The following is a 21835-nucleotide window of genomic DNA, read 5'->3' as shown; positions in this document are numbered from 1 at the left end:
GCGGACCGCGTGAAGCCCTATGATGCGGGCATGTCCAAGGTTCAGTTCAATCACGTCCGCCTGCTCAGGTACGCCACGTACTTCGTCTTCCTGTGCGTCGGGCTGCCGCTGTCGATGCAGCGCGCCGGCCGCGAGCCCGGGCAGATCGGCGACGTGGCGTTGTTGTCGTGGACGGCCTGCTACCTCGTCTTCGGGCTCGTGTACTGGCTGCTCACCCGCAACCTCGGTTCGCGCGTGGACGGCGCGACCCGGGTGGCCGTGCTGGTGATCCTCACCGGCACGGCGCTGGCGATCGGCGTGCTGAGCAAGAGCGGCGTGGCGGCCCTGCTGCTGATCATCGTGGCGACGGTGGTGCCGTGGCTGGTGAGCCTGCCGATGGGCATCGCCTGGATGGTCGTGGCCCACCTGGCCCTCGTTCCGGTGTTCCTGGAGGTGCCGGGCTTCTCGTTCATCCAGTCGTTGATGCAGGCCTGCCTGTATTTCGGTTTCTCGGCCCTGGTCTTCATCACCTCGATGGTGGCCAGCCAGCAGGCCGACGAGCGCGAGGAACTGCGCCGGTTGAACTCGGAACTGCGCGCCACCCGCGCCTTGCTGGCGGAATCCACGCGCATCGCGGAGCGGATGCGCATCGCCCGGGACCTGCACGACCTGGTCGGCCACCATCTCACGGCCCTCAGCCTGAACCTGGAAGTGGCCAGCCACCTGACCAACGACACCGCCCGCGAGCACGTGTTGAAGGCGCAGAGCACGGCCAAGCAATTGTTGGCGGACGTGCGCGAGGTGGTGAGCGAACTGCGCCAGGACGATGCCATCGATCTCACCCAGGCCTTGCGCAGCCTCACGGAAGGGGTGCCCGGCCTCGACGTGCGGCTGAGCGTGCCGCCGCGCTTCGGCGTCGAGGACCCGCGCCGGGCGCAGATGCTGCTGCGCTGCGTGCAGGAAATCCTCACCAATACCGTGCGCCACGCCAATGCGCGCCATTTGTGGCTCACCTTCCGCCATACCGGCCCGGATGAACTCTGTCTCGACGCCCGCGACGATGGTCGTGGCAGCGGCGAGTTCCGCCCGGGCAACGGCCTCACCGGCATGCGCGAACGCCTGGCCGAGTTCGGCGGCAGCGTCACCTTTCGTACCGACCCCGCCGGCGGCTTCGCGTTGACCGCGCGCCTGCCGCTGGGCGAGGAATCCACCCTGGCGCACGCGCCACCGAGGCCCGCCCTCGATCCCTTGCTCGACGACGAGCCCACTGACGCGTCGCGTGCCAAACTCTCCGTTCCTTCCGAGGATCTCCCATGATCTCCGTCTGCCTAGTCGACGATCAGAACCTGGTTCGCCAGGGCATTCGTTCCCTGCTCGACCTCGCTGGCGACATCCGTGTCGTCGCGGAATGCGCCGATGGCGCGCAGGCGGTGCAGACTATTCCCCAGGTGCGCCCGGACGTGGTCCTGCTCGACCTGCGCATGCCGAACATGAGCGGCCTGGAGGTGCTCCAGGCCCTGGGCGGGCGTAACGAACTGCCGCCGACCATCATCCTCACCACGTTCGACGACGACCAGCTGGTGCTGGCCGGCCTGAAGGCGGGTGCGCGCGGCTATCTCCTCAAGGACGTGTCGCTCGACCAGCTGGTGGAGGCGGTGCGCACGGTCGCGGCGGGTGGCTCGCTGGTGGCGCCGATGGTGACCCAGCGGCTCCTGGCTGGCGTGGGCCGGATACAGAACCAGTTCTCCAGCCTGGAGCAGCCCGACCCGCTCACCGAACGTGAGACCGAGATCCTGCGGCTGCTCTCGGGCGGCTACAGCAACAAGGAGATCGCCAATTCCCTGCGGGTGGCCGAGGGCACGGTGAAGAACCACGTCTCCAATATCCTTTCGAAGCTGGGCGTCCGCGACCGTACCCGCGCCGTCCTGAAGGCCCTGGAACTGGGGATCGTCTGAGTCCTCGCTGACTGTTGGGTACGAAAGCCCGCCACTCCGGCCGAAAATCCGCTTGTGCGCGCTTGCGAAAAAGGGCAGGGGACCCAATGGCGTTCGCCGCCGCGAGCAAGTACCATCGGCTCTTTCGGCGCGGGCGAACCCCTGCCACGGGCCGATTCTTCAGGGGTGAGCGCACGGCGTCCATGGCCGCGCGTGGAGCCTGTTCGTAAGACGTTCGGAGAACCGTGGAATGACGCGTCTGTTAGAATTTATTGTCGCCCTCGTCATCGTCGCCGTACTCGGTGTCGTGGTCGGCGTAGCTATGCCCTCGACCGGACATGTCGAGCGCGAAATGCTGATCAGCAAGGACTTGCGTCAGGTTTACGACGTTTTCAGCAACTTCCGCCGCTTCCCTGACTACACCGTACTGCGGTCGTTCGACCCCAAGGTGCAGTTCGAGTTGTCCGGCAAGGCCTATGGCCCGGGTGCCAAGATCGCCTGGAAGGCCGGCGACCCGAAGGTCGGTGACGGCTCGCTGGAAATCGCCTCGATCGATCCGGGCTTCGCCCAGATCTCCGACGCGGGCAAGGGCACCATCGTCTGGAACCTCGACAACGCCTGGCGTGGCGAGGACAAGAAGTTCACCATCAAGCTCGAGCGCTCCGGCCGCAGCCAGAAGCTCGTGAAGGTGAACTGGTCGTACGACGTCTCGTACGGCTTCAACCTGATCAGCCGCTTCTCCAACCTCTATATCCACGGCGATCCGGACGCGCTGATCCAGTTCAGCCTGTCGAACCTGCAGAACCTGATGGCGGCGATCCCGAACATCGACTACAGCAAGATGGTGCCGTCGATCGCGGACCAGCCGGCCAAGCCGATCCTGTTCGTCTCCACCACCGCCCCGCGCACGCTCGACGACGTCGACACGGCGTCGGACAAGGCGATGGCCGAGATCCAGGCCGCGGCGAAGAAGCTGGGCGTGAACATCGTCAGCCCGCGCATCACCTTCACCACGAACTGGGGTGACCAGAACTACACGTTCGACGTCGCCGCCGAGATCGATTCGACCACGCTGAAGCTCAACGGCCAGGACGTCGAGATCACCGCCGCCCAGCGTCCGTCGCTCGACGCCGCCGCCCCGGCCGAGGCTTCGACCGCCGCCGCGCCGGCCGCCGCCGACACGACCGCGCCGGGTAGCAAGGACAAGTACGGCCGCGTCGTCGTCGACGGCAACGTCAAGGCCGTGCTCGCCTTCGGTGGCAAGGCCCTCAAGGCCGAGTGGAACGGTACCGGTGCCGGCCTGCCGCAGACCCGCCAGATGCTCGCGGCCTATTCGCAGACCCACGGCTACAAGTACGACGACGTGACCTACCGCGCCTACGACATCCAGGTGAAGGCGCCGGTGAACAACAAGGGCACGATCGAGGGTTACGACGAGCAGAAGTTCGAGATCTACCTGCCGCTGCAGGGCGATGTGCCGGATCAGACCCCGGAACAGGAAGCCGGCATGAAGCAGCCGGGCCTGGAAGAAGCGGCCCCGGCCGGTTCGTCCACGGCTCCCGCCCCGGCAGGCAGCGCGCCCGCTCCGGCGGGTACCGCACCGGCCCCGGCCAGCACGGCCGCGGCGCAGTAAATCGCGCTGGTCCGATGTCCGAAAGCCCCGCCGGAAACGGCGGGGCTTTTTTGTGGTCTGTCGCCTATGAGCCCGCCATGTGGGAGCCGCTTCAGCGGCGATGGGTGCTTGCCACGACCTGGCCCGCTGCCGCGGGATCGCCGGCAAAGCCGGCTCCCACCATCGCCGACCCTGTCGGCGATTCCTTGGCTACAGCTACACTGCCAGCCGATGATCGAAACCGAACGACTTACCCGCTGCTATGGCCCGCTGACAGCGGTCGATTCCCTGACCCTGCGCGCCGAGCCGGGTCAGGTGCTCGGCTTGCTCGGACCGAACGGCGCGGGCAAGTCCACCGCGATGCGCATGATCGCGGGATTCCTCACGCCCACCTCGGGCACCGCGCGCGTGTGCGGCCACGACGTGCGCAAGGAACCCCTCGCCGCCAAGCGCGCCCTGGGCTACCTGCCCGAGGGCGCGCCCAGCTACGGTGAGATGACGATCCGCGAGTTCCTCGTCTTCATGATCCGTGTCCGCGGCCTGGAACGCGACGTCGCCTTTCGCCGCTTCGACGAAGTGGTGATGCGGCTGGAGTTGGAGGAAGTGCTCGACCAGACCATCGGCACGCTGTCGAAGGGTCTGCGCCGCCGTGTCGGCCTGGCGCAGGCGATCCTGCACGATCCGCCGGTGCTGATGCTCGACGAGCCGACCGACGGCCTCGATCCCAACCAGAAGCACTCGGTACGCATGTTGATCGACGCGATGGCGCGTGAGCGCACGATCCTCATTTCCACCCATCTGCTCGAGGAAGTGCACGCCCTGTGCAACCGCGTGGCGATCATCGCCAATGGCCGCTTGCTCGCCGATGCCACGCCGGCGGAACTGGAGGCACGCTCGCGCTATCACGGCGCGGTTTCCTTCAGCGCCGCGGGCAGCGCGGTGTCGCGCGAGATGCTGGCGCGCATTCCCAGCGTGGCGAACGTGGAAGTCGATCCGCTCGACGGCCGTGTCACGGTGTTCCCGCGCGCGGGGCAACCGATCCTCGACGAGGTACAGGCCTTGTTGCGCACGCAGAACCTGGAAATCTCCGAGATCCAGCTCGAACGGGGCCGCCTCGACGAGGTCTTCCGGCAGATCACCACGCAGCCACGCGGGGCGCAGGCATGAGCGCGGTGCTGGCGATCGCGCGACGCGAACTCTGGGGCTACTTCGTCACGCCGGTGGCCTATGTCTTCATGGTGATCTTCCTCGTGCTGGCCGGGCTTCTCACCTTCTACACCGGCGATTTCTACGACCGCGGCCTGGCCGACCTGCAGCCGTTCTTCGACATGCATCCCTGGTTGTACCTGGTGCTGGTCCCGGCGGTGACGATGTCCATGTGGGCGGAGGAGCGTGCGTCCGGAACACTCGAGTTGCTGTTCTCGCTGCCCGTGACGATCTCCCAGGCCGTGCTGGGCAAGTTCCTTGCCGCGTGGGCGTTCATCGGCATCTGCCTCGTGCTGACCTTTCCGATCTGGATCACGGTGAACTACCTCGGCGACCCGGACAACGGCGTCGTCATGGCCGGTTACGTGGGTAGCTGGCTCATGGCCGGCGCGTTCATCGCGATCGGTACCTGCATGTCCACCGCGACGCGCAGCCAGATCATCGCTTTCATCCTTACCGCCGCCGTCTGCTTCGTGCTGTTGCTCGTCGGCCAGCCACAGGTGCTGGATTTCTTCCAGGACTCGGTGCCACCGAAGCTGATCGGCGCGATGGGGCAGCTGAGCATCGCACGGCATGCCAACGCCATCGCGCGTGGCGTGCTCGACCTGCGCGACCTCGTCTACTTCTTCGCCACGATCACCGCGTGGCTGGCGGCCAGCGTGGTCGTGCTCGACCTGAAGCGGACGCGTTGACGATGCGCCATTTCCATCTCTCGCGTTCCTTCCTCCTGCGCCTGTCGCTCTTCGGCATCGCCGGTCTCTTCCTGGTGGCCATCGCGGTCAGTTCCATGTCGTTGCGCACGGCGCGCGTGGACCTCACGGCCGACCGCATCTATACGCTGACCCCGGGCACGCAGGACATCGTCGACAGCCTGCGCAAGCCGCTCACCCTCACCCTGTATTTTTCCGAGCACGCGACCCGCGACCTGCCGCAGTTGCGCAGCTACGAACAGCGCGTGCACGAGATGCTGCGCGAGATCGCGGTTCGCGCGCATGGCCGCATCCGGCTCAAGGTGATCGACCCGGTGCCTTATTCCGACGACGAGGACGCCGCCGAGAGCTATGGGCTCACGCCCGCCACCGGCGGGAGCAACGGCGAGCGCGTGTTCTTCGGCCTGGTCGGCACGGCCGGCACGGGTGACGTGCCGCCGCAGGCGATCCCGTTCTTCGATCCCGCACGCGAACCCTTCGTCGAGTACGACATCGCCAAGCTGCTGTACGAGCTGGGCATGCCGCAAAAGCCGCGGCTGGGCGTCATCAGTTCGCTTCCCGTCGAGGGCAACCTGGTGATCGGCGAACCCGCATGGGCGGTGGTGAGGCAACTCGACCAGCTGGCCGAGGTGACCAACATCGATCCGGACGGGCTGAAGCACATCGACCCAGCGCTGAAGGTGCTGCTGCTCATCCATCCCAAGCGCCTGTCCGACGACGCGCAGTACGCCATCGACCAGTACGTGCTGCACGGCGGCCACCTGGTCGTGTTCGTCGATCCCGATTCGGAAATGGACAACGCGCCGCTGGTGGATGCGCATGGTGTCGTCGACGATCACGATTCCGACCTGCGCCGGCTGTTCGAGGCCTGGGGCGTGGTCTACGACCCGGCCAAGGTCGTGCTCGACCGCTCGCAGGCGTTGACCATCGAACTCAACGGCAACAGCATCGGCCATCCGGCGATGCTGGGCCTGGGTACGCAGGACCTCAACCACGACGACGTGGTGACGGCCAGCCTGCAACGGGTGAATTTCTCCACCGCCGGTTTCTTCGAGCTCGCGACCGACACCAAGGCGCGGCTGATCCCGCTCGTCCAGACCTCGGACGAGGCCGCCGTGATGTCCGCGCAGCGCGTGCGCGACGCGGCGGGCGATCCCACCAGCCTGCTGGAGAACTACGAGCCGACGCACGAACGCTACGTGCTCGCCGCGCGGCTGCGGGATACCTTCCGCACCGCCTTCCCGGAGCGCCGCGACCGCGGCCACCTGGACCGTGCCGTGGCGCCGGGCGAGGTGGTACTGGTGGCCGATACCGACCTGTTGTCGGACCGCCTGTGGATCGACGTGCAACCACTGCTGGGCCAGCAGCAACTCACGCCGTTCGCGAACAATGGCGATTTCGTGGCCAACCTCGTCGACAACCTGGGTGGCTCGACGGCACTCCTTTCCATTCGTGGCAGGGTGAATTCGCAGCGGCCCTTCACCCGCGTACGCGCGCTGCAGGCAGCCGCCGATCGCAAGTTCCTGGTCAAGAAGCGCGAACTGGAGAACGAGCTCTACGAGACCCAGCGCCGCCTCGCGGAATTGCAGCCGGCCAAGAACGGCGCGACGGCCACGACCGCCACCGCCGAGCAGCGCCGCGAGGTGGAGCAATACCTGCAACGCAAGCTGGCCATCGGCAAGGAACTGCGCGATGTGCAGCACCAGCTCAACGCCGAGATCGATGCCCTGGGCTTGCGCCTGAAGTTCATCAATATCGTGCTGGTGCCGGGACTGGTCGCCCTGATCGGCCTCATCTACGGTTGGCGGCGCACGCGGCGCAGCCGGCGAGTGGTCTGAGCACGTGCTCGACGGCGTGCTGAAATGGATCGTTCCCTGGGAATTCTCCTGGGTCTTCCTTGCCGTCTTCGTCTCGGTGGCATGGCTGTACGTGCGAGGGTCGCGCCGCCTGCGGGTACCGATGGAGCGGCGCGCCGCGTTCTGGGCGGGGATGGCGATGGTCTACATCGCCCTGCATACGTATTTCGATTATTTCGCGGAGCATGAGTTCTTCATGCATCGCATCCAGCAGGTGCTGCTGCACCACCTGGCGCCGCTGCTGCTCATCGCCGCTTATCCGGGTACCGCGTTGCGCGCGGGGCTGCCGCTCGCATGGCGCGTACGGTTGCGCCGGGCGCAGCGGTCCTCGCCGTGGCGCGTATTCGCCGCGTTGGCGTTCAACCCCGCCTTCGTCACGGTCTTCTTCGTCGCCCTGATCCTCGTCTGGCTGATTCCGGACATGCAGACCCTGGCGATGCTGGACTGGCGCATCTATCGCGCGATGAACTGGTCGATGGTGCTGTCGGGCCTGTCCTATTGGTGGCTCGTGCTCGATCACCGGCCCAAGCCACCCGGCCGGATGGCGCCGGGCTGGCGGGTGTTGTCGCCGGGGATCACGATGACGCCACAGATCGTGGCCGGCGCGATCGTCACCTTCTCGAAGACCGACCTCTATCCCATCTTCGAGATCTGCGGCCGGGCGTTCACGCTCAACGTGCTCACCGGCCAGCTGATCGGCGGCGTGATCATGTGGGTACCGGCGGCGATGATCGAATCGGCCGGTGGCCTGTTGGCCTTGCGTCAGTGGTTGCGGTTGTCGCGCAACGGGCGCCTGCCACGCAGGGCGCCCGTGCGGCGGCGAGCCACGGCGGGTCAGTAGGCTTTCGGTACGCGTGTGGCCTTGCGGGTGACCTTGTCCTTCTTCGGCTTCCCCTTCAGCGGAGGAAGGACGAACTCCTTGTCGGGGCACATCTTGTCGGGCACCTGGTCGAGCAGGTGGCGGATGAGGTCGAGGCGCCCGGTCTTCTGGTCGTTGAAGTCGGCCACGAACCAGGGGGCGTCCCGCGTGTCCGTGCGTTGGATCATCGCGTCGCGCAGGTCGCCCATCTCGGCGTACTTTTCCCTCGCCTTCAGGTCCACCGGCGACAGCTTCCAGCGCTTCAGCGGATCGGCCGCGCGCTCGGCGAAGCGTTCCTCCTGCTGGTCCTGGTCCACGGAAAGCCAGTACTTGAAGAGCAGGATGCCGTCATCGGTGAGTTGCTTCTCGAAGGTGGGGCAGGCCTTCATGAAGGCATCGTATTGCTCGTCGGTGCAGAAGCCCATGGCGGGTTCCACCACGGCGCGGTTGTACCAGCTGCGGTCGAACAGCACGAGTTCACCCGCCTGGGGCAGATGGGCGACGTAGCGCTGGAAATACCACTGCGTGTCTTCGCCGGGGGAAGGCTTGCCGAGCGCCACGACCCGCGCGGCGCGTGTGTCGAGCTTGTCGGTGATCGCCTTGATCGTTCCGCCCTTGCCCGCGGCGTCACGGCCTTCGAAGATCACGACCATGCGCTTGCCGGTGGCGCGCAGCCAGCGGGTGAGGCCGACCAGCTCGACTTGCAGGTCTTCGAGCGCTTTTTCGTAAGCCTTGTTTTTCTTGCCCATCGATGCGTTCCGCGGGGGAGGTGAGGGGCATTGTGCGGCAAGACGCCCTCAGCCGCCCGCCGTCAGCGTCTGCAACTCGTCCGCCTGGTGTTCGCGGGTGAGGGTGTCGATCAACTCGTCGAGATCGCCCTGCATCACTTCCGTCAGCCGGTACAGCGTGAGGTTGATGCGGTGGTCGGTGATCCGGCCCTGCGGATAGTTATAGGTGCGGATACGCTGGCTGCGATCGCCGGAGCCCACCTGCAAGCGGCGTGATTCCGCCTGTGCCGCGCTCTGCTTGCTGCGCTCGGCGTCCAGCAGGCGGGCCTTCAACAGGCTCATCGCGCGGGCGCGGTTCTTGTGCTGGCTGCGCTCGTCCTGGCACTCGACCACGGTGCCGGTGGGCAGGTGGGTGATGCGGATGGCCGAATCGGTCTTGTTGACGTGCTGTCCACCGGCCCCGGACGCGCGGAAGGTATCCACCTTGAGGTCGGCGTCGCGCAATTCGATGTCGTCCACCTCGTCCTGCTCGGGCAGGATCGCGACGGTGGCCGCGGAAGTATGGATACGGCCTTGCGATTCCGTTTCCGGCACGCGTTGCACGCGATGCGTGCCCGATTCGAACTTCAGCTTCGAATAGGCGCCACGGCCTTCGATGCGGGCGACGATCTCCTTGTATCCGCCGTGTTCGCCTTCGTTGGCGTTGAGGATTTCCACGTGCCAGCGCTGGCGTTCGGCGTAGCGCGCGTACATGCGGAAGAGGTCGCCGGCGAAGATCGCCGCCTCGTCGCCGCCGGTGCCGGCGCGGACTTCGAGGAACAGGTTGCCTTCGTCGCGCGGGTCCTTGGGCAGCAACAGGATCTGCAACTCGCTGTCGAGCCGGGCCAGGTGCGATTCGATGCGTTCGATATCGTCGGACGCCATGTCGCGCATCTCGGGATCGTCGAGCATGGCCCGGGATTCCGCGAGTTCGCGCTCGGCCCGGTCGTGGTCCTTCAGGGACAAGGCGACGGGTTCGAGCTGGGCGTATTCACGCGAGAGGTCGCGGAAGCGCTGGCCGTCGGCGAGGACGTCCGGCTGCGCGAGCAGCAGGCCAATCTCCTCGTGGCGTTCGGCGAGGGCTTCGAGTTTGCGGCGGATCGAGGGAGTCATTCGGGGCACGAGGTCCGGCTGTAGCCGTACATCATGCGGAAACGTCGTCGTCCGGGTCCAGTCCGTAGAGCCGCCCGGCGGCATGAAGCAGGTCGAGGTCGCCGGACATGGCCGCATCGCGCAGGCGTGCGCTGGGCGTATGCAGGAGCTTGTTGGTCAGGGTGTTGGCGAGGAAGGCGAGGGCTTCGTCGGCGGGACGGCCCCGGGCCAGCATCGCCTGCGCCTTGGCCAGGACCTCGTCGCGCTGGGCCTCGGCGGCGACGCGCATGTCCACGGCGGGATTGCGCAGGCTCAGGGCGCGGCGCCAGGCCATGTAGCGCTCGACCTGGAGGTCGATGATGGCGTCGGCCTCGCGGGCCGCGAGTTCGCGCGAGCGGCGGTTCTCGTCGATCACCTGCTTGAGGTCGTCGATGCCGTAGAGGTAGACGTCGTCGAGCTGGGCGACCTCGGCCTCGATGTCGCGCGGCACTGCGATGTCGACCATGAACATCGGCCGGCGCCGGCGCGCGGCGATCGCGTCGGCGACCATGCGGCGGGTCACCACCGGCTGTCGCGCGGCGGTGGAGGTGATGACGATATCGGCCTCGGCGAGGTGGCGGGGCAGGTCGGCCAGCGAGATGGCGTAGGCACCATACCGGCCGGCCAGTTCCTGTGCGTTCTCCAGGGTGCGATTGGCGACGATCAGCCGGCGTACGTTCTTGTCGGCGAGGTGGCGCGCGGCCAGCTCGATCGTCTCGCCAGCGCCGATCAGCAGCACGCAAGCCTGGCGGAGGTCGGTGAACACCTGCTCGGCCAGCCGCACGGCGGTATAGGCGACGGACACCGTGTGCGCGCCGATCCGGGTATCCGTGCGCACGCGCTTGGCCACGGCGAAGGTGTGCTGGAGCAACCGTTCCATGGGCGCGCGCAGGCTCTGCGCCGACCGCGCCTGCTGGTAGGCGTCCTTCACCTGGCCGAGGATCTGCGGTTCGCCCAGCACCATGGAATCGAGCCCGGTGGCCACGCGGAACATGTGGCGCACGGCGTCGTGTTCGTCGTGCCGGTAGAGGAACTCGTCGAGGCGTTGCGGGGTCAATCGGTGTTGCCGGGACAGCCACTGGCTGGGTACCGACTCGAAACCCTCCGCCACGCTGCAATAGAGCTCGGTCCGGTTGCAGGTGGAGAGGATCATCGCCTCCTCGATCCCGGGTTGCCGGGTGAGGTCGCCCAGCGCCTCCGGTGCCACCGTGGCGTCGAATGCCACCTGCTCGCGCAGGCTGACCGGCGCGGTGAGGTGATTGAGCCCGAGGGCGATGAGTGGCATGACGGGCTTGGGTCGGCTTGGGTGGCGTCGGCTAAGCTAAGGGCGCATTGTGCGCTCACAAGGCGTCGGGCGCTTGCAGACGCCTATCGGGAATGACGGAGAGTAGTGTGCTGAGCGGTCGGTCCAAGTTCAAGCAAGTGCGGCATTTTGTGGTCCTGGCCGCGCTGGCGGCGGCGCTGGGCGGTTGCGTCACGGCTCCCGTGGAGGCGCCGAAGGCCGTCCGCACGGGCGTGCAGCCGCTGGACCGCCTGCAGGTGGCCATCGTCCCGCCCGAGCGCGATCTCCAGGCCCAGCTGATGGCCGGCGACTTCGCCCTCGCCGCCAGCGATCTCAACGGCGCCTCGGAAGCCTACGGACGGGCCGCCGCGCTCAGCGACGACCCCAAGGTGGCCGCGCGGGCCACCGAACTGGCCCTGGCCGTGCACGACCAGGCGGCCGCGGGCAAGGCGCTCGACCGCTGGGCGGCGCTGGGCGCCAAGCCCGCCGAACTGGCCGCCGGGCGCGCGCGCATGGCCTTGGACCGGGGCGACACCGCCGACGCCCAGCGCCAGCTGGAGGCCCTGGTCGCCACGGGCGATCCGGATGCCTGGCGCGAATTCGGGCGGATATTGGTGAACGCGCGCGATGCCGCCCAGGCCGGTATCCTGCTCGAGCGCATCGCCACGCCGCAGCGCCTGCCGAACGATTCCACCGCCTGGCTGGCGATGAGCGAACTGGGCGAGAACCTGGGTCGCCACGACTACGCCAAGACCGTCGGCGACGCGGCGCTGACCCGTTTTCACGATGGCACCACCTATGCCTGGGCGGGGCAGCAGAAGTTCCGTGCCGGCGACAAGGAAGGCGCGAAGAAGCTGTTCGCCAAGGCCGTGGCGAAGGACCCGAAGAATCCCCGGTTGCGCCTCGCCTACGCCACCTTGCTGATCCAGGGCGGGGACGAGAAATCCGCGACGAAACTCCTCGCCGGTGGTCCGCAGAACGGCGATACCTACGCCATGCGCATGACGCTGGCCGCGCGTGCCAGCGACAAGGCGGCGATCCGCCGCCTCTACGACGAGATCCGCAAGCAGCCGGACGACGTGCAGGCCGATAACGCCTTCACGCTCGGCCAACTGGCGGAACTGCTCGGCAAGCAGGAGGACGCGCTCGACTGGTACGCCGCCGTGGGCGACGACGATCCGCGCATCTTCGATGCCTCCGTGCGCAGCGCCGTGATCCTGCACCTGCAAGGCAAGGACGACGACGCCCATGAGATCGTGGCCGAACTGCAGACCACCTACGCCGATCGCCCCGAGCAACTGCGCAAGGCGTTCGCGGTGGACGGCGAGTTGTACATGGACGCGCGCCGCTTCGATGCCGCCGTCGACGCTTACGACAAGGCGCTTCGCGTGAAGCCCGACGACACGGAGATGCTCTACGGCCGAGGCCTGGCCTACGCCGAGGCCGGGCGGATCGATCAGGCCGTGGCCGATTTCCGCAAGGTGCTCGAACTGAAGCCCGGCGATGTCGAGGCCAGCAATGCGCTGGGCTATACGCTGGCCGACAACGACCGTGATCTCGGTGAAGCGCAGAGCCTCATCCAGGCCGCCCGCGCGGCGCGGCCGGACGATCCGTCCGTGGCCGACTCGTGGGGTTGGCTGAAGTTTCGCCAGGGCCAGCTGGACCAGGCCGAAAGCACCCTGCGCGGCGCCTGGGCCCAGCGCAAGGATGCCGATATCGGCGTGCATCTGGCCGAGGTGCTATGGAGCCGTGGCCAGCATGACGAAGCGCGCAAGCTGCTGAACGAGGTGCGCCGCATCGATCCGAAGAACGCCACGTTGCAGAAGACCGAGCGGAAGCTCAATCCTTGATGCTCGTTCGCAAGCACCCATCGCCGCTGAAGCGGCTCCCACACGACATCACGAGGCGCGCGCGAATCCCTGTGGGAGCCGCTTCAGCGGCGATCCCCCCGCGAAGCGCGATCGAGGCCCTTGTGGGAGCCGCTTCAGCGGCGATTCCTACGCAGCGCGTCCTCCGCCCCACCCCCGAGCTTCCCCCACCGATGACCCGGCACCTACTCCTCGCGGCGATCGTCCTCCTGCTCGCCGCCTGCGCCACGACTCGTCCGCCCGTCCACCAGGCCGGCGACGCCGTCACCCTCGGCATGCAGGAACAACGCGAACGCAGCCTCGCCGACAGCGATCACTGGACCCTGCAAGGCCGGCTCTCCGTCTCCGACGGCAAGGACTCCGGTTCCGGCGGACTCACCTGGCGCCAGGACGGCGAACGCTATGAATTCACCGTGCGCGCACCCGTCACCGGCCGCAGCTTCCGCCTCACCGGCGGCCCCGAAGGTGCCGAGCTGGAAGGCCTGGACGGCGGCACGCGCCGCGGTCCCGACGCGGAATCGCTCATGGCCAGCGCCGTGGGCTGGCAGATCCCGATGACCGAACTCAAGCGCTGGGTGCTCGGCCTGCGCGCCGACACCGGCCCCGCGGACATCGTCTTCGGGGCGGACCGCCTGCCGTCGCGCCTGGTGCAGGACGGCTGGACGGTCGACTACCGGCAGTGGGACGCCGGGAAGCAACCGCCGATGCCCGTGCGCGTGTTCGCCGAGAAGGCGCCGTACAAGGTGCGGCTGTCGATCGAGGACTGGTCCTTCGGGAAATAGGCGCTAGCAGCCGTTGGATGCCCTGTGAACGGGGTCACTTTTTTTGCGCGTAAGAACATGCGAATGTTTTGCACTCGGGGGAGTAAAGCAGAGCAGGGAGGCCATGGAGCTTTTCCGGCAAGAAGCACTGAAGGCACGGGCCGTGCCGACATGTGGGACCATTCAGGTTGCCAGTCCACCGAGGCATGCCGTCGCGGTGCGTCCAGCCATGGTCATCGCCCTGCTGCTTATGAGCGGATGGGTGCACGCCGACAAGGTCGTCTACATCAAGCTGGGTAGCGAGTCACCCTTGATGCAGATGGCTGTTCAAGGCAACTCCGAGGCCTTGGACGCTTACGCCCTTCGGTCCCCAGGCCCGATACCGCGCCTATTCGCCGAAGCCGCAGCGGCACGGGCACGGTTCGATATTGCCGGCTCCGACAAGAACGCAGCCGAATGTTATGCGAAAGCCCAGGCGCTGCATCCGCCTGCTGTCGACTTCATGATTGCTTGCGGCGAGTTGCGCGTGGGCAATGCCGTGCTCGCTGGGCGCTTTGCCGATTGGTCGGCCGAGGCGGCCCGCGTACGCCGGGAGGCGTACCCGCAATTGCCAAAGAACCCCGGTATTGAACTTCGTGTCGCGTCATTGGAAGCGCCCGACGTCTCGGTGTTCGCCGGCATGCCAGCGCCGACCTCGTCCCGTAGCGTTGACACCGGGATCATCCCATCGGGCAATGGAGATCCGGGGGCGCTGCATGGAGTGCTCTCGGTGAAGACCAAGGCGAACGGGATGCCTCTGGCGATGGCGGTGGATACCGGAACGCAGATCACTGTCCTTTCCCGCGTGGATGCCGAGCAAGTGAAGGCGAAGCAAGTGCCCGCGACGGTGATGCAGGTTGCATCCACGCAGGCTGCCAAAGGGGTCGAGGTCAAGGCTGCCCAGCTTGAGAGTCTGGAGTTGGGTGGGTTCAGATTGAATCACGCCAACGTTGGGGTATGGGATCTACCGTTTTCAGTGCTCGGGTTAGACGTGCTCGCACAACTCCCGGATCCCATCCGCATCAGCGATCGGGGCGTGGCGTTCGGAGGAGGCAAGCTGCCTGGGGCGTGTTCGGGCCGCCTGTTCTTGCGGTCGGAATTGGGAGCGCGTCCCGCGTACCTGTTGATCACAGGCACTGTGGATGGCGCGCCGAAGGAGTTCATGGTCGATACCGGTAGCAATTCGGCCGTGTCGCGTCGCGCACAGGCAGGCGATGCGCCGGGCAAGCTGATCGATGTCATGACGATTTCAGGTCCTTCCAAACTACATTCGTCTTTCGCGTCCCAGTCCGTTGGCATAGGCGCGGCGCCTACCAGGGTCGACGTGCGGGTCGTGTCCGGCGAAGCCGCCCAGGACCTGACAGTTGGAAATGGATTTTTCAGCTTCGGTAGAACGCTATGGCTGTCTTTCGCGCAGCAAAAGGGCTGCGTGCTGCCAAATGGAGAAGGGCAGTGATCCTGCGGTCGCAGCGAGTGCACCAGTTTCGAAAAAGCCCCAGCCAGGTCTAGACCGTGCGTCTTTCACCATGGACGTGCAGTGTGCATGGTGACGCGGCGACGCTGGACACACCTGAAATTCGGCCACGAATCCCCGGTCGAGGAAACGCCCTGATCTTATTGCGAAAGGTTCAGGTAAACACCAGCCACAAACAGCACGAGTGCGGCGATGGTCACGAGTTTTGCCGCCATGGATGTGCGATATGTCCCAGCCAGAGCCTGCCCATAGACTTCTCGAATCGTGTTGCGCAAAGGCGGTCCGGGCGTAAACGCCATATTGCATGCGAGCAGCAGCATCGATGCCATGATCACAAAATTGGCTGGCGTCGGTCGCCATAAGGCATAGGCGACACCGCCCACGATGTAAACGACGGCCAGGGCATTGGCGCTTCTTGATCCGGTAGTATTCATTGCGTCCTCCCCATCACCAACCGCAACCGCCGTCAGCGTCATGGTACTCCCGCATGGACGTACCGTTCGTGTCCGGCGTTACCGTCTCGTTGGCAGGGCCGTTGGGTCGTGATTAAAAGTGCACTGTCGCGGCACGGGTATACTCCGCGCCTTCGACCGGGCTCCTCCCTTCCATGCATTTCACCATCACCCGCGCCCACGACGACGATGCCGAGCACTTGTGCGCGATCGAGCGCGCGGCGGTCGAGCTGTTCCGCGGGCACGAAGCATGGCCGTCGTATTCGCAGATGGCCTTGCCGCCGGACATCGTCCGCCAGCTGACCGCGCGTGGCCTGGTCTGGGTCGCTTCGGTGGAAGACGAGGTCATCGGTTTCGTCTGCCTCGACACCGACGGTGCGGCCGATGCCATCGGCGTCGCCGAGATCGACGTGCTGCCCGCCTTCGGTGGCAAGGGCGTCGGTGCCGCGCTGCTCGAACACGCCTGCGCCTGGGCTCGCGAGGCCGGTTATTCGCGCGTGGACCTCGGCACCCTCGCCGACGTGCCCTGGAACGCGCCGTTCTACGCGAAGCACGGGTTCCGGGTGGTCGACAAGCATGCCCCGGTGTTCGCGCGGGCCCTGGCGCGCGACCGCGAGAACGGCTTCCCCGACCACCTGCGCGTGTTCATGAGCCGCGAACTGGAGCCGCTGGCCGAGGGCGACTGGACGGTTTGGCCGGCGCCCGCGAAGCTCAACCTGTTCTTGCGCATCGTCGGGCGCCGTGAGGACGGCTACCACGAGTTGCAGACCGTCTTCCGCCTGCTGGACTGGGGCGACGAGGTACGCCTGCGCGTCCGCGCCGATGGGGCGATCACCCGCCCCACGCCCGTGGCGGGCGTCCCCGAGGATGCCGACCTCACGATCCGCGCCGCCCGCCTTCTGGCGGCGGAGACCGGTACGGCGCTGGGCGCCGAGATCGCGGTGTCCAAGCGCATCCCGATGGGCGGTGGCCTGGGCGGCGGAAGTTCGGATGCGGCAAGCGTCCTGGTGGGGCTGAACACGCTCTGGGGCACCGGCCTGGACGAGGACACCCTGGCGGCGTTGGGGCTGAGGCTGGGTGCCGACGTGCCGGTCTTCGTCCGCGGCCGCTCGGCCTGGGCCGAGGGCGTGGGCGAACGGCTCGTTCCCACGCCGCTGCCGCGGCGCTGGTACGTGGTGGTCGATCCGCACGAACACGTGCCCACGGCGGCCTTGTTCGCCGCTTCCGAATTGACACGTAACGCCCCGCGGGCGACAATTTCATCCTTTGTTTCCGGGGATTCGGCGGAAAACGCCTTCGAACCGGTGGTCCGTGCGCGCCATCCGCGGGTGGCCGCGGCGCTCGACTGGCTGGCAGGCTTCGGCCATGCACGCCTGTCCGGCAGCGGCGGCTGCGTTTTCCTGGAAACGAGAACCCACGAGGCGGCGCTTGGCGTCGCCTCGCGCTGTCCCGGGGGCTTCACCGCCCATGTGGCGGCGGGCGTCGATCCTTCACCGCTGCTCATGGCGCGGAGCCGGGTCGAGGCGAGGGGAATCGTGTCGTAAGGACGGGTAGGGCCGCGGGCTGCGGCAAAACCATGGCGAGCGGATCGGCTCGCTGGAACGAATTGTTGGGGCGTCGCCAAGCTGGTTAAGGCACGGGATTTTGATTCCCGCATGCGCAGGTTCGAATCCTGCCGCCCCAGCCACCGTTCGCGGTGGCAAAGACGAGCCAACCCACTCTCACGCCAGGAGTTCCTCCGTGGATACGTCCACCCCGATGCTGTTCAGCGGCAATGCGCACCGCGCGCTTGCCGACGATGTCGCCGCCCGTCTCGGCATTCCGCTGGGCAAGGCCCTCGTCGGCCGGTTCAGCGATGGCGAGGCGCAGGTCGAGATCGAAGAGAACGTGCGCAAGCAGGAAGTCTTCGTCATCCAGCCGACGGGTGCGCCCAGCGCGGAGAACCTGTTCGACCTGCTGGTCCTGGTGGACGCGCTCAAGCGCGCCTCGGCCGGCAGTGTCACCGCGGTGATGCCGTATTTCGGCTATGCCCGCCAGGATCGCCGCCCGCGTTCGGCGCGCGTGCCGATCACGGCGAAGCTGGCCGCCAAGATGATCGCCACGGCCGGGGCGGATCGCGTGCTCACGATCGACCTGCACGCGGACCAGATCCAGGGATTCTTCGATATCCCGGTCGACAACGTGTACGCCTCGCCGGTGCTCCTGGCCGACATCTGGCGTCACCACAGCATGGACGACCTGATCGTGGTCAGCCCCGACGTCGGTGGCGTGGTGCGCGCGCGTGCGCTCGCCAAGCGCCTCGACGACGCCGACCTCGCGATCATCGACAAGCGCCGCCCGAAGGCGAACGTGGCCACGGTCATGAACATCATCGGCGACGTGGAAGGCAAGACCTGCGTGCTGGTGGACGACATCGTCGATACCGCCGGCACGCTCTGCGCCGCCGCGGCGGCGTTGAAGGAAAAGGGCGCCCGAAAGGTCGTCGCCTACTGCGTGCACCCGGTGCTCTCGGGTGCCGCCATCGACAACCTGGAGCACTCCCAGCTCGACCAGCTGGTGGTGACCAATACGTTGCCGTTGCGCGACAACGCCCGTAACTGTGCGAAAATCCGCCAGTTGTCGGTCGCGGAACTGCTCGCGGAGACGATCCGCCGCATCGCCTTCGGCGAATCGGTGAGCTCGCTCTACATCGACTGATCCACCGTTTTTCGGGCTCCCCTGGTCGCGGGGGAGCCCTTTACCCACCGCCGCGAGGCGGTTTACTTGAGGCAACACCATGGCTACCAATCATCAGCTCACGGCCACGAGCCGCAGTGTGGAAGGGAAGGGTGCGAGCCGCCGCCTTCGCATCGCGGGCTACGTGCCGGCGATCGTGTACGGCGCGGGCGAAGCCCCGCAGGCGATCCAGGTCCTTCACAACGACGTGCTGCTCGGCTCGCGTTTCGAGTCGTTCTACTCGTCGGTGATCGAACTGACCGTCGACGGCAAGAAGCAGAAGGTCCTGATCAAGGACTGGCAGAAGCATCCGTTCAAGCAGCTCATGCTGCACATGGACTTCCAGCGCGTGAACGAGAACGAGGCCATCAAGGTCGCCGTTCCGGTGCACTTCCTGAACCAGGAGAAGTCCCCGGCCGGCAAGACCGCCGGTCTGGTGATCTCGCACAACCTGACGGAAGTGACCGTCTCGTGCCTGCCGAAGAACCTGCCGGAGTTCATCGAACTCGACCTGGGCAACCTGAAGGCCGGCGACATCATCCACCTGTCCGACCTCAAGCTGCCGGCCGGCGTGGAAATCCCGGAACTGGGCCTCGGCAAGGAGCACGACGTCGCCGTCGTCACCGTGGCTTCGATCCAGGAAGAAGTCGACCCGGCAGCCGCCGAGGGTGGCGAAACCCCGCCGGCCGACGAAAAGAAGTAATCAGCACCCTGTGGGAGCCGCTTCAGCGGCGATGGGCGTCACGGCATCACGGCGTCATCGCTCCACGGCGTCACCGCTTCGTTGGCTTTTCGCCGATGAATCGGCTCCCACATGTTTCTGATGAAAGCAATGGCGACACTTCGTCTTATCGTCGGCCTCGGTAACCCCGGGGCCGAATACGTCAGGACCCGGCACAACGCCGGGTTCTGGTGTGTCGACGCCCTGGCCATGGACCAGGGGGAGCGTTGGGCCTTCGACGGCAAGTTGCATGGCGAGACCTGCAAGCTGCGCATCGGGGGCGACACCGTCTGGCTGCTCAAGCCCGCGACGTTCATGAACAAGAGTGGCATCGCCGTCGCCTCGGCGCTGCGCTACTACAAGATCGCGCCGGAGGAGTGCCTCGTCGCTCACGACGAACTGGACCTCCCGCCCGGCACCGTCCGCATGAAGTTCGATGGCGGCCACGGCGGCCAGAACGGATTGCGCGACATCGTGGCCCACCTGGGCCACGGCAAGTTCCATCGCCTGCGGATCGGCATCGGCCATCCGGGGCACAAGGACAAGGTCACCCCGTGGGTGCTCGGCCGCCCCAACGCGGCCGACGAGGACGCCATCATGCACGGCATCGGGCGCGCGTTCGACGTGCTGCCGCTGGCGCTCGACGGCAAGTTCGACGAGGCGATGAAACGCCTGCACACGGTCGCCTGACCGCCCCCAACACCAACCGGACACAAGATTCGCCATGGGCATCAAATGCGGCATCGTCGGCCTTCCCAACGTCGGCAAGTCCACCCTGTTCAACGCGCTGACCAAGGCCGGCATCGCCGCGGCCAACTTCCCGTTCTGCACGATCGAGCCGAATACCGGCATCGTCCCCGTGCCCGATCCGCGCCTGGACGAGCTGGCCACCATCGTGAAGCCGCAGCGCGTGATCCCGACCACGATGGAGTTCGTCGACATCGCGGGCCTTGTCGCCGGCGCGTCGAAGGGTGAGGGCCTGGGCAACAAGTTCCTCGCGCATATCCGCGAGACCGATGCCATCGCGCACGTGGTGCGCTGCTTCGAAGACGGCAACGTGATCCACGTGGCGAACAAGGTCGACCCGATCGCCGACATCGAGACCATCGACACGGAACTGGCGCTGGCCGATCTCGAGGCCGTGCTGAAGGCCCTCGACCGCGCCACCCGCTCGGCCAAGGCGAACGACAAGGACGCCCTGGCGAGGAAGCCGGTGCTCGAGAAGCTCGCCAAGGTGCTCGACCAGGGCAGGTCGGCGCGTTCGGCCGGCCTCGATGCCGAAGAGAAGGCCCTCGTCCGCGACATGTTCCTGATCACGATGAAGCCGCTGATGTACATCGCGAACGTGGCGGAGGACGGGTTCGAGAACAATCCGCATCTTGATGCCGTGCGCGCGCACGCCGTCGCGGAGGGCGCCGAGGTGGTCCCCGTCTGCGCCGCCATCGAAGAAGAGTTGGCGCAGCTCGAGGACGCGGACCGCGACGAGTTCCTGAAGGACCTCGGCCTCGACGAACCAGGTCTCAACCGCGTGATCCGCGCAGGCTACAAGCTGCTCGGCCTGCAGACCTATTTCACCGCCGGCGAAAAGGAAGTCCGCGCCTGGCAGGTCCGCGCCGGCTCCACCGCGCCGCAGGCCGCCGCGGTCATCCATACCGACTTCGAACGCGGTTTCATCCGTGCCGAAACGGTCGCCTACGACGACTTCATCAAGTTCAAGGGCGAGCAGGGCGCGAAGGAAGCCGGCCGCCTGCGCCTGGAAGGCAAGGAATACCTCGTCAAGGAAGGCGACATCCTGCACTTCCGCTTCAACGTCTGACCGAAATTCCCCCGGGCCCCCTGTGGAAGAAAGGCCCTAAAAAGCTCCGTGGGCTCATTGGCCCAGGGAGCCCCGAGGAGCCCTGTGGGAGCCGCTTCAGCGGCGATCCCGCGGCAGCGGGCCCGGGCTCATCAGGCACAATTGAATCGCTTGCAATCCAATCTCGGCGACCCTACCTTGGCCTCATGAGCAAGAAGTCCCTGCCAGTCGGCCTCGAGCCCCCGCGCACCCTCGACGGGCAACTGTGCTTCGCCCTGTATTCGGCGAACCTGGCCATGGGCAAGCTCTACCGCCAGTTGCTGGCGAAGCTGGATCTCACCTACCCGCAGTACCTGGTCATGCTGGTGCTGTGGGAGGGCGACGGGATCACCGTCTCCGAACTGGGTGAGCGCCTGTACCTCGACTCCGCCACGCTCACTCCCTTGCTCAAGCGCCTGCAATCGGCGGGGCTTGTGCAGCGTACGCGCGGCACGCAGGACGAGCGGCAGGTCATCGTCACCCTGACGGACGAAGGCAAGGCGCTTCGCGCAAAGGCGGGCCACGTGCCGGAAGAGGTTTTCTGCGCGACCGGCTGCGAAGTCGATGAGTTGATCGGACTCAAGCGCCAACTGGAGACGTTGCGGTCGAGCCTGATCGACGGCAACAGGAACTGA

General features: G+C 66.6%; 20 protein-coding genes and 1 tRNA gene. 17 read left to right on the top strand and 4 right to left on the bottom strand.

The annotated features are described in order from the left end of the window. The first annotated feature begins 30 nt into the window (after nt 1-30). From AB6730_RS09570 to AB6730_RS09540, 7 genes are all read left to right on the top strand, one after another. Nucleotides 31-1296, top strand: a complete 1266-nt coding sequence (locus AB6730_RS09570; protein WP_371023384.1) for a sensor histidine kinase — start codon at nt 31-33, stop codon at nt 1294-1296. Continuing rightward, nucleotides 1293-1934, top strand: coding sequence for a response regulator transcription factor (locus tag AB6730_RS09565; RefSeq protein ID WP_306849782.1), 642 nt, complete (start codon nt 1293-1295; stop codon nt 1932-1934). The genes AB6730_RS09570 and AB6730_RS09565 overlap by 4 nt, the downstream gene beginning before the upstream one ends. Nucleotides 1935-2163: 229 nt before the next feature. Beyond that, on the top strand, nt 2164-3546 hold the full coding sequence (locus tag AB6730_RS09560; protein WP_371023383.1) for a polyketide cyclase: 1383 nt from the start codon (nt 2164-2166) through the stop codon (nt 3544-3546). 210 nt (nt 3547-3756) lie between these two features. After that, entirely contained in the window at nt 3757-4692 is a 936-nt protein-coding gene (locus AB6730_RS09555) for an ABC transporter ATP-binding protein (protein ID WP_371023382.1), read from the top strand. Further along, nucleotides 4689-5423 carry an ABC transporter permease subunit gene (locus AB6730_RS09550; RefSeq protein WP_371023381.1) on the top strand — a complete coding sequence of 245 codons (735 nt, stop codon included), beginning with the start codon at nt 4689-4691 and terminating at the stop codon, nt 5421-5423. The genes AB6730_RS09555 and AB6730_RS09550 overlap by 4 nt, the downstream gene beginning before the upstream one ends. A gap of 2 nt (nt 5424-5425) precedes the next feature. Then, entirely contained in the window at nt 5426-7279 is a 1854-nt protein-coding gene (locus AB6730_RS09545) for a GldG family protein (protein ID WP_371023380.1), read from the top strand. Between the two features lie 4 nt (nt 7280-7283). After that, nucleotides 7284-8138, top strand: coding sequence for a cytochrome c oxidase assembly protein (locus AB6730_RS09540; protein ID WP_371023379.1), 855 nt, complete (start codon nt 7284-7286; stop codon nt 8136-8138). Here AB6730_RS09540 and ppk2 read toward each other — a convergent pair. From ppk2 to hemA, 3 genes are read right to left on the bottom strand one after another with little or no spacing between them, the layout of a single operon-like run. Next, nucleotides 8132-8905 (bottom strand): polyphosphate kinase 2, encoded by a 774-nt coding sequence (gene ppk2, locus AB6730_RS09535; protein WP_371023378.1) that lies wholly within the window; start codon nt 8903-8905, stop codon nt 8132-8134. The genes AB6730_RS09540 and ppk2 overlap by 7 nt on opposite strands. A 48-nt stretch (nt 8906-8953) precedes the next feature. After that, nucleotides 8954-10036, bottom strand: a complete 1083-nt coding sequence (prfA, locus tag AB6730_RS09530) for a peptide chain release factor 1 (RefSeq protein ID WP_371023377.1) — start codon at nt 10034-10036, stop codon at nt 8954-8956. Nucleotides 10037-10067: 31 nt separating this feature from the next. Next, nucleotides 10068-11339, bottom strand: coding sequence for a glutamyl-tRNA reductase (gene hemA, locus AB6730_RS09525; RefSeq protein ID WP_371023376.1), 1272 nt, complete (start codon nt 11337-11339; stop codon nt 10068-10070). A gap of 92 nt (nt 11340-11431) precedes the next feature. On the opposite strand from hemA, the gene AB6730_RS09520 reads away from it, so the two are divergent. The 3 genes from AB6730_RS09520 (at nt 11432) to AB6730_RS09510 (ending at nt 15460) form a co-directional block, all read left to right on the top strand. Then, nucleotides 11432-13186 carry a tetratricopeptide repeat protein gene (locus AB6730_RS09520; RefSeq protein ID WP_371023375.1) on the top strand — a complete coding sequence of 585 codons (1755 nt, stop codon included), beginning with the start codon at nt 11432-11434 and terminating at the stop codon, nt 13184-13186. Between the two features lie 191 nt (nt 13187-13377). Further along, nucleotides 13378-13986: a lipoprotein insertase outer membrane protein LolB gene (lolB, locus tag AB6730_RS09515; RefSeq protein WP_371023374.1), complete on the top strand. Its 609-nt coding sequence runs from the start codon at nt 13378-13380 to the stop codon at nt 13984-13986. A 208-nt stretch (nt 13987-14194) separates the two neighbouring features. Continuing rightward, the gene (locus AB6730_RS09510; protein ID WP_371023373.1) at nt 14195-15460 is read left to right on the top strand and encodes a retroviral-like aspartic protease family protein; all 1266 of its coding nucleotides are present in this window, start codon (nt 14195-14197) and stop codon (nt 15458-15460) included. A 158-nt stretch (nt 15461-15618) separates the two neighbouring features. Here AB6730_RS09510 and AB6730_RS09505 read toward each other — a convergent pair whose 3' ends face one another. Next, nucleotides 15619-15954 (bottom strand): hypothetical protein, encoded by a 336-nt coding sequence (locus tag AB6730_RS09505; RefSeq protein ID WP_371023372.1) that lies wholly within the window; start codon nt 15952-15954, stop codon nt 15619-15621. Between the two features lie 131 nt (nt 15955-16085). Between AB6730_RS09505 and ispE the strand changes: the two genes are divergently transcribed. From ispE to AB6730_RS09470, 7 genes are all read left to right on the top strand, one after another. Next, nucleotides 16086-17474 (top strand): 4-(cytidine 5'-diphospho)-2-C-methyl-D-erythritol kinase, encoded by a 1389-nt coding sequence (gene ispE, locus AB6730_RS09500; RefSeq protein ID WP_371023371.1) that lies wholly within the window; start codon nt 16086-16088, stop codon nt 17472-17474. Between the two features lie 66 nt (nt 17475-17540). Next, nucleotides 17541-17617 (top strand) — tRNA-Gln (locus AB6730_RS09495). Between the two features lie 71 nt (nt 17618-17688). Next, entirely contained in the window at nt 17689-18627 is a 939-nt protein-coding gene (locus tag AB6730_RS09490; RefSeq protein ID WP_306850676.1) for a ribose-phosphate diphosphokinase, read from the top strand. Between the two features lie 79 nt (nt 18628-18706). Continuing rightward, nucleotides 18707-19348 carry a 50S ribosomal protein L25/general stress protein Ctc gene (locus AB6730_RS09485; protein ID WP_371023370.1) on the top strand — a complete coding sequence of 214 codons (642 nt, stop codon included), beginning with the start codon at nt 18707-18709 and terminating at the stop codon, nt 19346-19348. 129 nt (nt 19349-19477) lie between these two features. Then, nucleotides 19478-20056: an aminoacyl-tRNA hydrolase gene (gene pth / locus AB6730_RS09480; protein WP_371023369.1), complete on the top strand. Its 579-nt coding sequence runs from the start codon at nt 19478-19480 to the stop codon at nt 20054-20056. A gap of 34 nt (nt 20057-20090) precedes the next feature. Continuing rightward, the gene (gene ychF, locus AB6730_RS09475; protein WP_371023368.1) at nt 20091-21182 is read left to right on the top strand and encodes a redox-regulated ATPase YchF; all 1092 of its coding nucleotides are present in this window, start codon (nt 20091-20093) and stop codon (nt 21180-21182) included. A gap of 185 nt (nt 21183-21367) precedes the next feature. Beyond that, nucleotides 21368-21835: a MarR family winged helix-turn-helix transcriptional regulator gene (locus AB6730_RS09470; RefSeq protein ID WP_371023367.1), complete on the top strand. Its 468-nt coding sequence runs from the start codon at nt 21368-21370 to the stop codon at nt 21833-21835.

The organism is Luteibacter sp. RCC_6_2 (assembly GCF_041360655.1).
Taxonomy (GTDB): Bacteria; Pseudomonadota; Gammaproteobacteria; order Xanthomonadales; family Rhodanobacteraceae; genus Luteibacter.
This window is presented reverse-complemented; position numbering and strand designations above follow the sequence as displayed.

Bases quoted from the DNA above. Each gene is read 5' to 3' on its own strand.
- AB6730_RS09570 (WP_371023384.1), top strand. From the start codon at position 31: ATGTCCAAGGTTCAGTTCAATCACGTCCGCCTGCTCAGGTACGCCACG.
- AB6730_RS09565 (WP_306849782.1), top strand. From the start codon at position 1,293: ATGATCTCCGTCTGCCTAGTCGACGATCAGAACCTGGTTCGCCAGGGC.
- AB6730_RS09560 (WP_371023383.1), top strand. From the start codon at position 2,164: ATGACGCGTCTGTTAGAATTTATTGTCGCCCTCGTCATCGTCGCCGTA.
- AB6730_RS09555 (WP_371023382.1), top strand. From the start codon at position 3,757: ATGATCGAAACCGAACGACTTACCCGCTGCTATGGCCCGCTGACAGCG.
- AB6730_RS09550 (WP_371023381.1), top strand. From the start codon at position 4,689: ATGAGCGCGGTGCTGGCGATCGCGCGACGCGAACTCTGGGGCTACTTC.
- AB6730_RS09545 (WP_371023380.1), top strand. From the start codon at position 5,426: ATGCGCCATTTCCATCTCTCGCGTTCCTTCCTCCTGCGCCTGTCGCTC.
- ppk2 (WP_371023378.1), bottom strand. From the start codon at position 8,905: ATGGGCAAGAAAAACAAGGCTTACGAAAAAGCGCTCGAAGACCTGCAA.
- prfA (WP_371023377.1), bottom strand. From the start codon at position 10,036: ATGACTCCCTCGATCCGCCGCAAACTCGAAGCCCTCGCCGAACGCCAC.
- hemA (WP_371023376.1), bottom strand. From the start codon at position 11,339: ATGCCACTCATCGCCCTCGGGCTCAATCACCTCACCGCGCCGGTCAGC.
- AB6730_RS09520 (WP_371023375.1), top strand. From the start codon at position 11,432: ATGACGGAGAGTAGTGTGCTGAGCGGTCGGTCCAAGTTCAAGCAAGTG.
- lolB (WP_371023374.1), top strand. From the start codon at position 13,378: ATGACCCGGCACCTACTCCTCGCGGCGATCGTCCTCCTGCTCGCCGCC.
- AB6730_RS09510 (WP_371023373.1), top strand. From the start codon at position 14,195: ATGGTCATCGCCCTGCTGCTTATGAGCGGATGGGTGCACGCCGACAAG.
- AB6730_RS09505 (WP_371023372.1), bottom strand. From the start codon at position 15,954: ATGACGCTGACGGCGGTTGCGGTTGGTGATGGGGAGGACGCAATGAAT.
- ispE (WP_371023371.1), top strand. From the start codon at position 16,086: ATGCATTTCACCATCACCCGCGCCCACGACGACGATGCCGAGCACTTG.
- AB6730_RS09490 (WP_306850676.1), top strand. From the start codon at position 17,689: ATGCTGTTCAGCGGCAATGCGCACCGCGCGCTTGCCGACGATGTCGCC.
- AB6730_RS09485 (WP_371023370.1), top strand. From the start codon at position 18,707: ATGGCTACCAATCATCAGCTCACGGCCACGAGCCGCAGTGTGGAAGGG.
- pth (WP_371023369.1), top strand. From the start codon at position 19,478: ATGGCGACACTTCGTCTTATCGTCGGCCTCGGTAACCCCGGGGCCGAA.
- ychF (WP_371023368.1), top strand. From the start codon at position 20,091: ATGGGCATCAAATGCGGCATCGTCGGCCTTCCCAACGTCGGCAAGTCC.
- AB6730_RS09470 (WP_371023367.1), top strand. From the start codon at position 21,368: ATGAGCAAGAAGTCCCTGCCAGTCGGCCTCGAGCCCCCGCGCACCCTC.